Origin of the sequence: Paenibacillus sp. LBL (assembly GCF_029893715.1) — a bacterium.
GTDB lineage: Bacteria > Bacillota > Bacilli > Paenibacillales > Paenibacillaceae > Paenibacillus_AQ > Paenibacillus_AQ glucanolyticus.
On sequence record NZ_JARXYU010000006.1, the window covers coordinates 23,951 to 37,209 of the forward strand.

The window sequence follows — 13,259 nt, forward strand, 5'->3', positions numbered from 1 at the left end:
CCTTTATTTCCTCCTGCTTAGCTACTCTTTCGTCCATTTTCCTATTCTGAAGATTTTCATAATACGCGGAGTGACAGGGCATGCTAACACTTACTTGGTTCACCATAACCTGGACGTTTCGGGATTCATTCTTGTTTCAGCGGGTAAAGTCGAAGTATAGAAAAATTATTTCATATGGATTGAAGGAAGGAGCTGTGCAACATGCGAGATGAAAACAATCGTAATACGCTAGCGGATTTGACATATTTGGAATTTGAGGCCAGTCGAAGAGTAGAGGATGCGGACATGATTCCGAAGGATGATCTGAGGGATGTGAACACCTACACGGAGCAAAGTCTTAGCAGTGAGCATGCGGATCATATCGCATACGATCTGAATGAAGCAGCTCCTGCGGACGCGAAACCCGAGGAACGTTTGAATCCCGATCGCAGCGCCATCGATGCGTGGGAGGCTACCGGTGCTGAGCCCGATCAGCGGACGATTGCCGGCGAGAGGATCTCTTCGTCTGCGGGAATCGAAGAAACGGACCGACTGCAGGCGGATCGATCAGTCCACGAAACCGTCAACCGGGATGTCGCGGATGATGTGGCTGATCGGGAATGGCGGGCCATTGAGGCAGAGCCCCCTACTCGTCCCGGTGATGAAGTCATCGCGGAGTACGCTGGGGACAGGGAGCAGCGGGTTGCGGCCGACGCTGCATTAACCGGCAGCGGGACTGCATTTCTTAATCAGGACATATTTAAGGATTACCCCTCTGAAACGGATCAATATATGCCGCTCGAAGATATACCGGATGCGGACGCCGTCTCGGCCAATAGCCCGGTGGACCCTGCAGCACCGCCAGATGAAGGCATGCACGGAATTGATCTTCTGAACGGCAGTCATGGCGAGGAGGATTAAGTAATAGCAGAAGACCCGCCTCTCCCATATGAGAAGGCGGGTCTTCTGCTATCCATCTATTTTCCGAATATGATATCCAGCCAGCCGAGAAAGGACATCCACAGCAAAATGCCGATCAGCGTGCCCCATATGAGTGCTGTTAATATATTTCCCTTTCTTTCCATGCCTATGCCTCCCATACATCCATCTTTATAGTAAACCAGTATGGGTCGAACTATCAGTTCTTATACCAGCCGCTACCTTTTTCAAAGACTTGATTTAATAGGAGGAACAGCCGATGAAGAAGCAACCTGACGAGAACAAACGTTTAGTGACCGAACGCGACATTGATGAGGAATTTGGTCTGTTTAAGGAAGATTCATACCCGGACAGCATTCCCATTCCTGACAGCATCAAACACGAGAAACCCGATGGCAGTGAAACCAGTAACCGCGGAAACGACTCCTCATCCTAAAACTTTATGATCAACATGATGGAAACGTGAATCTCTTCTTTCACCCCTGCCATACCTTCCAACATACACTACACCATACGACCCTGGAAGGATGATGATTAAGATGAAAGGATTGCCGATCCATCATGGAGGACATAAAATCACGCTGCAGCAGCGACTGGCTTCCTTAACCGGACATCTGGTAGAGATCAACGCTCCCCATACCGGGTTAGAGCCCGGGCGATTGCAGCGGGTATTCCCGAAAAATTTTGTTAAGGTACAAGGTGAGCTCTTCGTGCCCTCCAGTCTCAATTCGATCCGGGTATTTGACGTCAAACCGCCAATGAGAACGGTACTTGTGGGGGTACGGACCACCTTCCCTACCCGCGGCGCCTTTAATCGGATCCGGCTTGTCAGAATCGGAGCCGATTTTATTGAGCTGCTCGCCAAGGACAAAAACCGTTCGCGAATTCTGCTTCCCTTAAACAAAGTGGAGGGCATATTCCCGGCAAAATAAGCGCTTATCCCTTCCAGCTTCTCTTGCGAGAGCCTCCGGACTGATGCCAAGTCCCGAGGCTCTTATTTTAAGTTGCAGAAAACAAAGGGTCTGTGTTCCGTGAAGATTTGCCGATATATGCTTCTCTAATGTATACTCTATGTTTTCGATTTTCAGTACTTGTCCAACCTGTGTTAAGATATGATTCAGATGAAATATTTAAGGCTTGATTAGGAATAGCACAGGAGGAGTCAAAGATGTTGAAACGTAGAACACGCTGGATGCCCGCTCTATTTGTAGTACTTGCATTACTGCTCGTAATGACGGCATGCGGCCAGAATGACAAGAGTACCGAAGGTGGCGCTGCGGGCGGCACCGGCACCTCGAACGGGGCAGCTCCCGAAACGGAGCCGCCGAAGGAGACGGAAGTTAAGCAGAACGTTCCTGACCCGAACGCCAGCCATCCCATCGTCACAATTGAGATGGAGAACGGCAAAACGATAAAGCTGGAGCTTTATCCTGAAGTTGCACCGAATACGGTAAACAATTTCATCTCGCTGGTGGAACAAGGCTTCTATGACGGGACAGGCTTCCACCGCGTCATCCCCGGCTTTATGATTCAGGGGGGCGACCCGGATGGAAATGGAACAGGCGGACCCGATTACGAGATTGCAGGAGAATTCACATCCAACGGATTTCAGAATGACCTGAAGCATACAACAGGCGTCCTGTCCATGGCACGAGCACAGAATCCCAACTCCGCCGGCTCGCAATTCTTCATCATGGTGGCGGATGCGCCATCCCTGGATGCGGAGTACGCTTCCTTCGGAAAGGTTATTGAAGGAATGGAGGTTGCAGAGGAAATCGTGGGCTTGGAGCGGGATCAGATGGACAAACCGCTGGAGGTTCCCGTCATGAAAAAAGTGACGGTAGATACACTCGGCAAGGACTATCCGGAACCTAAGAAGCAGGAATAGAGATCTCCCTGCCAGCCCCTGCCATAAACAAACGGAATAGGACCCGACGCATTCATTATGCGTACGGGTCCTGTTTTTTAGGTCGCCACCCGTAATCAGCTGTTACGTATGGGCTGGTTTCTCTATGACATACAGGCAGGTGCTGTCGGGCAGCTTCACCGGCTGACCTTCCTCGTCCATGAACACAATACGATCGGCCAATGCTTCCGCATACCCTTCCTGCAGGTAATGCTGCTGGACCCGGATAATCGCTTCTTCTCCTAATGTCGTACGTATACATTCTTCGTACTGTGAAGGCGTGAAATAACCAAACTGCTCCTGCACCTCATGAACATAAGCTTCGGCTCCCCAAGTATAGGTGTACAAAAATTCCATAGCATCGTTCACAGGCAGACGCACTTCATCCTGAGCCAGCTGCTCGTAAACAATCGCTCGTCCCTTGAAGTCGGACGCATACCGAAGCAGCCATTCCAGACCATCCGCTTCCCGGAAACGGATCCTTCTCATGGTATCCACCGGCTCGGTCATAATCCCGTCCCGGATAATGATGCGGCCGCCAGGCCTAAGCACCTCGTAGGCACTGGATAATGCCGCCTCTACCGTAGCCCTATTGAAACGGAAGCCGTCCATCTCAATGTAGGAGTACAGCTCATGGATGATCGAGGAGAAGATTACAGTGTCGACACTGCCCGGCTCCACATATTCCCTAAGACGAAGCGCATCTCCCTTCAGTACCTCCCATGCCTTATGCTCCAGGCGTTTGCGTTTCTCCAAAGTTTCAATCACATTCGAGGATATGTCGATCCCGACCGGACGCACATGCGGCAGCTGTTCCTCCATCAGATCAAGCAGCACGCCGCCGCCAGGACCAATATCAAGCACAACCTCTCCCGTGATATAATCCAGAATCACTTTCTTGTAATCGCCTGTACTGTTCATATCGTTCAAGTAACTCTCTTCATTATGAAACCGGTCATACGCATCCCGGCGCAGCCCGAACAGGTCGAACAGCAGCAGCACCGCCTTCTCATAGAGTGGAGACTTCTCCGCTTCGATGCAGAACTCGATTAATTTCTCGGCAGCTCGAGAGAATTCAAAGGTAAAGAATACCGTGTCCGGCAGCTCCGGCTTCCGTTCAATCCGGTGGCTCAGATGAGGATTGACGGTAGCTGGCCCATGAAGGCAAGTATTCCAATCCATTTGGCGCAAATATTGCTCAATCATTCTTTTCTTGTATACGTTCAGCTTCTTAACGCCTTGATAATCGTAATACATATCGTTCATCAACGGTTCGAAGCTTAAGTGGCTCACAGAACCCGGATTCACCTCCTCCTGCTGCCTCTCCCTGTACAACTTCTTCGGGTGAAGGGCAAGCAGAAGAACCTTCATAAACTCTTCCAGTGAGTAATCCTGCAATGCGGCTTCGACATACCAGAGCGTCATATTCTGAAATCCGTGAAGCGCTTGCGTCAAATCCGTCTGCTGACGGATCTGACTCAGCTGCCGGTCGAAGTCCTCGCCCCGGGCAATGGAGGCGGTTCGAAGACGGCGCAGACGGTCCTCATACGTCCACATATTCGGCTGCGTCCCAGTTGCGAGACGGCGAATGAGCGCCGTGACTTCTTCCTGAACGGAATGCCAAAGCTCTTCCGATACGGCACCGACGATGCAGTGGTTTAGAGGGATCAGCAGCCGGATCAGCTCATCTGCTGTCAGTTGTCCCTGTTCCACCAACTGAAGCAGGGGCAGGTTTTCCTCAAAAGGCACCTCTCCCCGAATGTGTTGACCCACCAGTCCGTGGGTAAGAATGAGTGTGTGGACCATCTCTTCATGCGGGGTCATGACGCCTCCGGTATCCCGGATATGTCTCTCATACAGCTGGGCAGACCCGATATTATGCAGGAACAAATTGACCCCTGACTGCTGCCAGCGAAGGCGATCCCGCATGGTTCCGCCCTTGGCGGTTTCAGCCCACATCAGCACTTCCTCCAGCAGTTCCTTGATCCAATAGGACACAGGCAGTGAATCCAGTATCTTTAACGTGCGTTCTACGTAATCCAGCACAGGGTTTGCCGCTGCCAATTGTCCGATGGATGTAATTCGTTCCAGGTTCACGATTCTTTCTTCAGCCGATACCAGCTTCATCAGCCACGAATGAGGCTTTGCAGCCGTCTCATCCCCCTGACGAATAGCGGTAATGGCATCCAGTGCGTGCAGCATAGTTGATCCTCCACTTCCTGTATTCCTGTAATCAAATGAACGGTTATGTATTTCATGCTGCTACGATTATAACAAATTCCCAGTCGATGGATCGCCACATTTGGTAGTTGGTATAGGATCAGGGTATACTGGTCAACGAAACCATATTTTTTATTTATGTGAAGGAGTGAAGGTCATGAGCCTAAAAAATAAAACAGCCCTGATAACGGGTGCAGGTAAAGGGATCGGACGCGCCCTAGCCATCGCTCTTGCCAAGGAAGGCGTGCATGTTGGGCTCGTTGCCCGCACTGCCTCGGACCTGGAGCCGCTTAGCGCCCTGATTGTAGAACAATATGGCGTCAGAGCGGTAGCTGCTGTTGCCGATGTTTCTGTGCAAAGTGAGGCAGAGGCAGCTTTTGCCGCGGTGAACATGGAGCTGGGCTCGGTGGACATTCTGATTAACAATGCGGGGATTGCCCAGTTTGGGAATCTGCTGGATATGGAGCCGGAAGCATGGAAACGCATCGTTGATGTCAATCTGATGGGCACTTATTATATGCTGCGCGCAGCGCTGCCTGGCATGATTGAGCATAACAAGGGAGATATCGTCAACATCTCCTCCACGGCCGGAGAGCGTGGTTTTGCCACGGGGTCTGCTTACAACGCTTCTAAATTTGCCGTTATGGGACTGACTGAAGCCGTACTGCAGGAGGTACGCAAACATAACATCCGTGTAACCGCCCTGACCCCAAGCACTGTCAACACGGATCTTGCCGTTAACGCCGGTCTTAAGATTGGGGACGAGGACCGGATGATGCAGCCGGAAGATGTGGCCGAGCTTGTGCTGGCGGCACTCAAGCTGCCGCAGCGGGTATTTGTCAAATCCGCCGGGATTTGGACAACAAACCCGCAATAAAGACGCGCTGAGGCTGGCGTTATATTGCTATATTGATTCAAGGGTGTTTCCTGGCCACTGGCCACGGGAGCACCCTTTTTGCGTAATGCGAACATAACTAGCGGTGATCATAGGTTGGTGGAATCCCGATTCTGTTTTCCATACGGAATCAAGTGTCAACACTGCAAGGTCATGATATAATGACATGGTCTAACACGAACAGCCGGATATTCACCTTAAGGTAACACTCATGGAAAGAAGATGACTACAGCATGATCGCCGACATTTTACTCGAAGTGGTTCTCCCCATCTTTGTCCTGATAGGCTTTGGCATCATTATGCAATATGCCTTTAAGCTCGATTTGTACACACTCGCGAAGATCAACTTTTATTACATTACGCCTGCAGCCGTATTTATGAGTATGTATGAATCCAAGATGTCGCCGCAGCTGCTGGGCATGGTGGCCTTGTTCTATGCGCTCTATATCGGTGTCCTCTACCTGATCAGCACGCTGGTTGCCAAACAGCGCAGGTTCAATCGGGGTATGAAAGCTGCGTTTACCAATAGCCTGCTGCTGGACAACTCGGGCAATTACGGCCTTCCGATCAATGATCTGGCCTTCAAGGGCGATCCGATGGCCGGCTCGGTTCAAGCGCTCATCATGTCCTTTCAGAGCCTCCTTACGTTCACGTACGGAGTTATTTCCATTCAAGGCGCCAAGACGGAAGGGTTATACAAACAAGCCATTATCGGCTTCTTGAAAATGCCCGTCCCCTATGCCCTTGTCATCGGAATTCTGCTGCATGCCCTGGCTCTGCCGCTCCCGGTCTTTATATCACAGCCGCTTACGTATGCGGACCAATCCATGGTGGCAATCGCTCTGCTGACGCTGGGCGCACAGATTATCAAATATCCGCTTCGCCTGCGCCGCCTTGATGTGTATCTGAGCGTTCTGCTGCGTCTTCTGGTTGCGCCTGCGATCGGCATTCTGATTGTACTGCTCCTTGGGCTCAAAGGCATCCCGGCTCAAGCGCTCATTATCGCCTCCGGCATGCCGGTCGGGGTAAATTCATCCATTCTGGCGGAAGAATATCAAAATGAACCTGATTTTGCTGCACAAACCGTCCTGATATCGACCATACTAAACGTAATTACGATTACCGGCTTAATCACATTAGCCAAATTTATAGCTTAACCGCTAACTCAGCTCTGACTAGGAGGAAATTACATATGAACTTTGATCTTGCTATTGACCGTAACCGAACCGCCTGTGAGAAATGGGATAACGTTCCCACCGTCTTCGGCGCGCCCGATGTGCTCCCGATGTGGGTGGCGGACATGGATTTTTCAGCACCGCCGGCTGTCATTGAGGCACTCCATAAACGGGTGGAACACGGTGTGTTCGGATACACCTTCCCGACCGAGTCGTACCGGGGGGCCATTGCTGATTGGATGAAGAACCGCCACAGCTGGACGATCCAGCAGGAATGGATTCAATTCTGTCCGGGTGTGGTTCCGGCACTCAGCCTCATCGTGGATGCATTCACCGAGCCAGGTGACCAAGTCGTCATCCAGACACCGGTTTATCCGCCGTTCTACCGCGTCGTACAGGAGCATGGGCGTGAGCTTATACATAATCCGCTTCGCCTGAGCGAAGATGGGGATTACTCGATGGATTTTGAGGATCTGGAGAACAGCTTCTCTACCGGCAATGTCAAAATGATCATTCTGTGCAGTCCGCACAACCCGGTGGGCCGGGTGTGGAGCAAAGAGGAATTGGAGCGTCTGGCCTCCCTGTGCCAGCAATATGATGTACTCGTTGTATCCGATGAGATCCATGCGGACCTTGTATTCGAGCAAGGCGGCCATACACCATTCGCAGCTCTATCGGAGGATGCCGAGGGGCGTTCCATCATCTGCACCGCACCGAGCAAGACGTTTAATATCGCTGGCCTGAATACGGCGAACATGATCATTCCGAATGCACAGCTGCGCAGCAAGTTCCGTAAAATACTGAATCGATACTCCATCGGCTCTATCACACCAATGGGTGCTGCTGCCACCGAGGCCGCTTATCGTGAGGGCGAGCCATGGCTGGATGAGCTCCTGGTATACATTCGCGGGAACATGGAGCTTGTTCGGAATTACGCACAAGAGCACCTGCCTGAGCTGAAGGTATTTATGCCGGAAGCTACTTACCTGCTATGGATCGATTTCCGGCAGATGGGCTTGTCCCACGAAGAGCTGACCCGCTTCCTGGTTCATGAGGCCAAGCTTGGATTAAACAGCGGCGCTTCCTTCGGCAAGGATGGCGAGGGCTTTATGCGCATGAACTTGGCTTGTACGCGCGCCACCGTTCAAGAGGCGCTGTCTCGCCTGCATCAAGCCATCGAGGCATGGCGGAAAGCGTAAAATCAATTAGCGATCTAACGATAAACAGGGGCCGTCCCAGTCACTTGACCTGAGGCGACCCCTTTGTCTGTTATAAGGACGCTGCGAGACGAAGATTCTTCCGATCGCTGTTGACCCCGAATATCCTGATTTATCTTAAAGGAGCCCACGGCCATTAACCCTGAATACCTTGGGCTCCCTTCACATTATTCCCGGCTAAAAGCGGAAATTTCTGCCGCTTCCCCATGCATGCTCGCTTGGCAGCAAACATATTTTCCGTCAAAGGCTACTGCAAATGCTTTGCCAAATACTCGCCATTTGCCTTTAGCAAGGGATAGGCTCTGGCCGATACCGCCCCACTCTGCTTATGGCTATCCAGCAATTTCATAAAGCCCTCCAAATGGTGGGCTGCCTGCTTCTTGTTCCCTTTCTCTTCGAAGCGGATGACCGAATCCAACTTTGCAACCAGCGAACGGGCAGCCCCTTGGTTCGCAAATTCACCTGCCTGCTCCAGCTGATCCACCAGCCCTTTCAGGTGCAGAGAACCGGTATTTTCCAGCTGGTACGTCCCTTTAACAAACTGATACAGCCAGTCATACATCATTCGGATATCCGGATCCTGGCTTGTCGCCGCATCTCTCAACACCGGACCGGAGCCCATGTAATACGCTTTGAACGCATCCTTCATATACCCGTACTTTACGCCTCCGTCCAGATATTCCTTAAACCGGTTACGGAATACTTGATCGCCCAACATCCGTCCGTCAAATTCGATCTCAACGCCCATTCCGAACCGTTTGGCTGTGTAGGCCGCATCGTCCAGACGCTCATTACCCATGTCTTCGAAGAAATAGTTCGGCTGGAATGCCACCGCATCAAATCCGACCTCATCCCACATATAACTCTTATAAGCCAAGAAATGAGGGATCCAGAAAGACTTCAGTCCTTCGTCATGAATTTGGCCATTCACATATTTCAGCATATCCGGTCCGGAAGCGCTTGTGCTTACCTGTTCGGACAACCAGTATAAACCGACCAGCTCCAGGTTCGAGTATTGGTTAGTGTCCCAACGCTGCAGCACTTCGTCCATCCACCAGCGGATCGCCTTTTGCCTGTTCGCCATGGCCGACTCCTCGCCAATAGCCCCACCATTAAAGTTTTCGGAGATTCCATCTCCGTCCACGTCACCAAAGTCGGTTTGATACTCACCTGTATCCGGGATCATTACAACGACTTTGGTTTTGTGGTCAGGCTGTCCCAGCTTGACTCCTACCTCCTTGGTGGCTTCATTGAGCTGGTACATCTCACCATCCGCGTCAAACGTTTTGTCAAGGTACCAATTCCAGTCCTTCAGGTTCGCGCCGCCGCCATAGTCACGCCCATCCGGCGATATCAATCCGAGCGTAAGAACCCCGTCAAAGAGCCAATCCACCGGTTCTCCATCCTGGTTCACGTAACTGATCTGGGAAATGATCTCCTCCTTGCTCCAGTCACCTTCCCCATTCGCATACTGTCCATTGTACAAGAGGGACAGATTATGAATGCCCGCAGTTGCCTCTCCCGGCTGCAAATAGTTGAAGTCTTGCGCCGGAAGCTGGACCGCGCCGGAAGCTTTGCCATCCGTACCGGTGATCTCGATTTCATCGATGAAGGTCCAGGCTCTTGTATGCATAGAGAAGGTCACCTTCACATAACGCGCATAAGCGAACTCCGCCTCATCAAAACCGGGTACACCATCTGCTTGACTATCCCAAGCGTAAGTTTCATCTACAGGCGGACCATCCACCCATAATGTCTGTGTTGCTTTATTCGTCAAGTTCGCCCAGTGAACATTATCGTCCGAGACGTACATCGATACCGTTAAGGGAAACAGAATCGCTGAACCCGGCCAATCCTGCAAAAAACGCGCGTTAATGCCCGAGATGGATTTGGGTTCGCCCAGATCAAACACGACCTCCCGCGTTTTTTTGCGAAGATACCCGACCCATGCAGGATCAAGCACGTTGCGAGTTCCGTGTATTCCGTCATTCAGCTTGTTTCCCGGATCGGGATAAGCACTTTCGGGAGCTTCCGACCAAGTGTAGGTTGCATCTCTTGCCAGATTTCGAACTCCCGATTGAGCCTCGTCTGCATACGTTAAGGGAACAATCGAGAACATCATGACCAACATCATGGCTAAGGATATCCGCTGTTTTATAGAACGCATATTGAATTACCCTCCTCATATCAATCTTCCTGATCGCTCACCGCTCTTCATCGTGCCGGACTATCCATTCTCCCTATATCCTTGCCGGCACAGCAGGCTCACTCCGTTACGTCATCTCACCTCCTTACATGCCTTCAAGTATCTTTATCTTTGCTGTGTTACTCCCCCTGCGCTTTCCCTAGTACAAATCCACTGCCGCTTCAATCGACTTCCGATAACGCTCGGTAATGTCCTGGGGGCGTGTAATCGCACTGCCGACCACAACAAACCTGGCACCGGCATTGAGAGCCTGAATCATCTCATCTGCGCTGGTAAACCTGCCCTCCGCTATAACGGGGAGCCGCGTTTCCTGCACCAGCCGGGCAACCAATCCGATATCCGGTTTATGGGTGTCGAGACTGTACGAGGTGTACCCCGACAACGTCGTGGAAATATAGTGAACGCCTAAATCGGCAGCATATAACCCCTCTTCCAAAGTGGATACATCTGCCATCACATGGATCCCCTGACCCATCAGTTCCTCCACAACCTCTTTCAGTGTTCTTCCATCCGGTCTCGGCCTCCGCGTCCCGTCCATGGCCACGATATCGGCGCCTGCCTCATGGACAGCAAGGGCATCCTCCAGAGTCGGCGTGATGTAAACAGGATAATCTTCGATCTGCCGTTTCAGCAGGCCGATAACCGGAACGTTAACAGCCGCTTTAATCGCGGAAATATCGGCCGTCCCATTGGCCCGAATGCCAATTGCGCCGCCGAGCACGGCTGCTTTCGCCATTTCGGCCATATGCAGAGGCCCAAACAGCGGCTCACCCTCATATGCCTGACAAGACACCACTAATCCTCTATCTGTAATCATTCGCCTCATAATTAGCTCCTACATCTGTTTTAGAATGAAATGTGTGATCGATCGCTTACTTCAGCCCCGTAATGGTAATACCTTCGATAAACTTCTTCTGAACGAAGAAATACAGGATGATGATCGGAATCGTAAACAGCGTAGCGGCTGCCATTAATGGCCCCCATGCCACCCCATTCTCCCGAATAAACTGCTTAAGCCCGATAGACAGTGTCCATGTCTCCTGGTCGTTAAGATAGATCAACGCTCCCTGGAAATCGCCCCATGCGGCCAGAAACGTAAACAGTCCGATTGTCAGAAGGGCCGGCTTGGCAAGCGGCAGCACAATTTGGGCATAGATGCGAAACTCCGACGCACCGTCGATTTTGGCAGATTCGGTAAGCTCCATCGGAATGCCGTTAAAAAACTGCCGGATCAAAAACACATTGTATGCCATTCCCGTACCGAACCACGCGGACAGCACCAGGGGCCAGTTGGAATTCAGCAGATTCACTTTGTTGAATACAACATACAGCGGTATCATGGTTACCTGCATGGGAAGCATCAGCGTGCTGAGCATCAGGATAAACAGCAGGTTTCGGCCTTTAAATTGGATTCGCGAAAAGCCGTACGCCACCAGCGGTGACAACAGGACCACGCCGGCAACACTCATCAAGGCAATCACGACGGTGTTCCAGGTGTATTTAATGAACGGGATCATGCTGACCGCATTCACGTAGTTATCCCATATCCATTCCTTGGGGATCCATTGTATCGGAATAACAAAGATTTCATCCTCCGTCTTGAAGGTCGTCAGCAGCAGCCACGCAAAGGGTGCCAGAAACAGCAGACCAACGATGATCAATAGCAGATGCGGGAGGATCTTTCTGCCGATGGATGCCGTGTTCATTATTTTTCACCTCCATAGAAAACCCACCTGCTGGATGTCTTGAAGATTAACAGGGTCAGGAGCAGGACAATCACAAACAATATCCATGCCATGGCTGAAGCGTACCCCATCTTCAGGAACATGAAGGCATTTTGGAACAAATAAATTGCATAGAACAAAATCGAGTTCCCCGGTCCGCCAATGGCCTGGTTGCTTGATTCCGCAAACACATAGCCTTGGGAGAAATATTGGAAGGAGCCGATGAGCCCCATAATGAGCTGAAAGAAGGTCATGGGCGAGATGGCGGGCAATGTGATATGCCAGAACTTGTGCCATTTGTTCGCTCCATCAATGGAAGCGGCCTCATAATACATCCTGGGCACTTCCTGCAGTGCCGCCAAATACATGATCGTAATGGTTCCGGTCCCCCAAAAACCCATCAAAATCAGCGAAGGCTTGGTCCAGTTCTCGTCCATCAGCCAGTTCGGCTCCGGCAGGCCGATCGCACCCAGCATCTGATTGACCAGACCGTACTGCGCGTTCAGCAGCCAAATCCACAGCAATGACCCCGCTACAGCCGGGACAAGTGTGGGCAGGAAATAAATCGTCCGATACAGGGACAGTCCTTTTACGCTTTGATTCAACAGCAGAGCAATGCCCAGTGCGTACGCAAGCTGCGGAAAGAATCCGAACAAAGCCATGAATGCGGTATTGTACAGAGAGGAGAGCATCTTGCCGTCTTGGGCCATCTCCGCATAATTATCCAGTCCGACCCACTGAGGCGAGGTAAACAGGTTATACTCCGTGAAGCTGTAATACAATGACGTGATGATCGGATAGAGCTGGAAGACCAGGAAGCCGAATATCCAAGGACTTAAAAATAAAAGTCCGATGAACAGCCGTTTCCTTTCCCTGCTTCTCATACCGCTCCGGGGTTCCAAACGTTCCATGTGACATTCACCTCCAAGTGAAAAAACAACAGCATGCAAAAGGAGCGGCTTGCTTGCTAAACCATCGTGCTCACCGCTCCTTGCATC

General features: G+C 51.3%; 12 protein-coding genes. 7 read left to right on the forward strand and 5 right to left on the reverse strand.

What is annotated here, in order from left to right; all coding sequences use genetic code 11:
- Positions 1–201 precede the first annotated feature (201 nt).
- The 4 genes from M2277_RS15060 to M2277_RS15075 all read left to right on the forward strand — a co-directional run bounded on the left by M2277_RS15060 (position 202) and on the right by M2277_RS15075 (position 2,806).
- Positions 202–900, forward strand: a complete 699-nt coding sequence (locus M2277_RS15060) for a hypothetical protein (RefSeq protein WP_280755076.1) — start codon at positions 202–204, stop codon at positions 898–900.
- 277 nt (positions 901–1,177) lie between these two features.
- Positions 1,178–1,354 (forward strand): hypothetical protein, encoded by a 177-nt coding sequence (locus tag M2277_RS15065; protein ID WP_006208682.1) that lies wholly within the window; start codon positions 1,178–1,180, stop codon positions 1,352–1,354.
- Positions 1,355–1,457: 103 nt separating this feature from the next.
- Complete coding sequence (locus M2277_RS15070) at positions 1,458–1,850, forward strand: hypothetical protein (protein WP_063478824.1); 393 nt, start codon at positions 1,458–1,460, stop codon at positions 1,848–1,850.
- A 236-nt stretch (positions 1,851–2,086) separates the two neighbouring features.
- Positions 2,087–2,806, forward strand: a complete 720-nt coding sequence (locus M2277_RS15075) for a peptidylprolyl isomerase (RefSeq protein ID WP_280755077.1) — start codon at positions 2,087–2,089, stop codon at positions 2,804–2,806.
- A 102-nt stretch (positions 2,807–2,908) separates the two neighbouring features.
- On the opposite strand, the gene M2277_RS15080 is transcribed toward M2277_RS15075, so the two are convergent.
- Positions 2,909–5,026, reverse strand: a complete 2,118-nt coding sequence (locus M2277_RS15080; protein WP_280755078.1) for a class I SAM-dependent methyltransferase — start codon at positions 5,024–5,026, stop codon at positions 2,909–2,911.
- Positions 5,027–5,201: 175 nt separating this feature from the next.
- Between M2277_RS15080 and M2277_RS15085 the strand changes: the two genes are divergently transcribed.
- The 3 genes from M2277_RS15085 to M2277_RS15095 all read left to right on the forward strand — a co-directional run bounded on the left by M2277_RS15085 (position 5,202) and on the right by M2277_RS15095 (position 8,313).
- On the forward strand, positions 5,202–5,921 hold the full coding sequence (locus tag M2277_RS15085) for a 3-ketoacyl-ACP reductase (RefSeq protein ID WP_006208678.1): 720 nt from the start codon (positions 5,202–5,204) through the stop codon (positions 5,919–5,921).
- Between the two features lie 251 nt (positions 5,922–6,172).
- On the forward strand, positions 6,173–7,096 hold the full coding sequence (locus M2277_RS15090; RefSeq protein ID WP_036641293.1) for an AEC family transporter: 924 nt from the start codon (positions 6,173–6,175) through the stop codon (positions 7,094–7,096).
- A 35-nt stretch (positions 7,097–7,131) separates the two neighbouring features.
- Complete coding sequence (locus M2277_RS15095; RefSeq protein WP_036641291.1) at positions 7,132–8,313, forward strand: MalY/PatB family protein; 1,182 nt, start codon at positions 7,132–7,134, stop codon at positions 8,311–8,313.
- Positions 8,314–8,578: 265 nt separating this feature from the next.
- Here M2277_RS15095 and M2277_RS15100 read toward each other — a convergent pair whose 3' ends face one another.
- The 4 genes from M2277_RS15100 to M2277_RS15115 form a co-directional block, all read right to left on the reverse strand.
- Complete coding sequence (locus M2277_RS15100) at positions 8,579–10,498, reverse strand: DUF4855 domain-containing protein (protein WP_280755079.1); 1,920 nt, start codon at positions 10,496–10,498, stop codon at positions 8,579–8,581.
- Between the two features lie 178 nt (positions 10,499–10,676).
- Positions 10,677–11,363, reverse strand: a complete 687-nt coding sequence (locus tag M2277_RS15105) for an N-acetylmannosamine-6-phosphate 2-epimerase (RefSeq protein ID WP_280755080.1) — start codon at positions 11,361–11,363, stop codon at positions 10,677–10,679.
- Positions 11,364–11,409: 46 nt separating this feature from the next.
- Complete coding sequence (locus M2277_RS15110; protein WP_152827554.1) at positions 11,410–12,243, reverse strand: carbohydrate ABC transporter permease; 834 nt, start codon at positions 12,241–12,243, stop codon at positions 11,410–11,412.
- The gene (locus tag M2277_RS15115) at positions 12,243–13,172 is read right to left on the reverse strand and encodes a carbohydrate ABC transporter permease (RefSeq protein WP_148248007.1); all 930 of its coding nucleotides are present in this window, start codon (positions 13,170–13,172) and stop codon (positions 12,243–12,245) included. The genes M2277_RS15110 and M2277_RS15115 overlap by 1 nt, the downstream gene beginning before the upstream one ends.
- Between the last annotated feature and the right edge of the window lie 87 nt (positions 13,173–13,259).

Excerpts from the sequence above, each read along its gene's own strand:
- M2277_RS15115 (WP_148248007.1), bottom strand. The coding sequence starts at position 13,172 with ATGGAACGTTTGGAACCCCGGAGCGGTATGAGAAGCAGGGAAAGGAAA.
- M2277_RS15100 (WP_280755079.1), bottom strand. The coding sequence starts at position 10,498 with ATGCGTTCTATAAAACAGCGGATATCCTTAGCCATGATGTTGGTCATG.
- M2277_RS15105 (WP_280755080.1), bottom strand. The coding sequence starts at position 11,363 with ATGAGGCGAATGATTACAGATAGAGGATTAGTGGTGTCTTGTCAGGCA.
- M2277_RS15110 (WP_152827554.1), bottom strand. The coding sequence starts at position 12,243 with ATGAACACGGCATCCATCGGCAGAAAGATCCTCCCGCATCTGCTATTG.
- M2277_RS15075 (WP_280755077.1), top strand. The coding sequence starts at position 2,087 with ATGTTGAAACGTAGAACACGCTGGATGCCCGCTCTATTTGTAGTACTT.
- M2277_RS15065 (WP_006208682.1), top strand. The coding sequence starts at position 1,178 with ATGAAGAAGCAACCTGACGAGAACAAACGTTTAGTGACCGAACGCGAC.
- M2277_RS15060 (WP_280755076.1), top strand. The coding sequence starts at position 202 with ATGCGAGATGAAAACAATCGTAATACGCTAGCGGATTTGACATATTTG.
- M2277_RS15070 (WP_063478824.1), top strand. The coding sequence starts at position 1,458 with ATGAAAGGATTGCCGATCCATCATGGAGGACATAAAATCACGCTGCAG.
- M2277_RS15095 (WP_036641291.1), top strand. The coding sequence starts at position 7,132 with ATGAACTTTGATCTTGCTATTGACCGTAACCGAACCGCCTGTGAGAAA.
- M2277_RS15090 (WP_036641293.1), top strand. The coding sequence starts at position 6,173 with ATGATCGCCGACATTTTACTCGAAGTGGTTCTCCCCATCTTTGTCCTG.
- M2277_RS15085 (WP_006208678.1), top strand. The coding sequence starts at position 5,202 with ATGAGCCTAAAAAATAAAACAGCCCTGATAACGGGTGCAGGTAAAGGG.
- M2277_RS15080 (WP_280755078.1), bottom strand. The coding sequence starts at position 5,026 with ATGCTGCACGCACTGGATGCCATTACCGCTATTCGTCAGGGGGATGAG.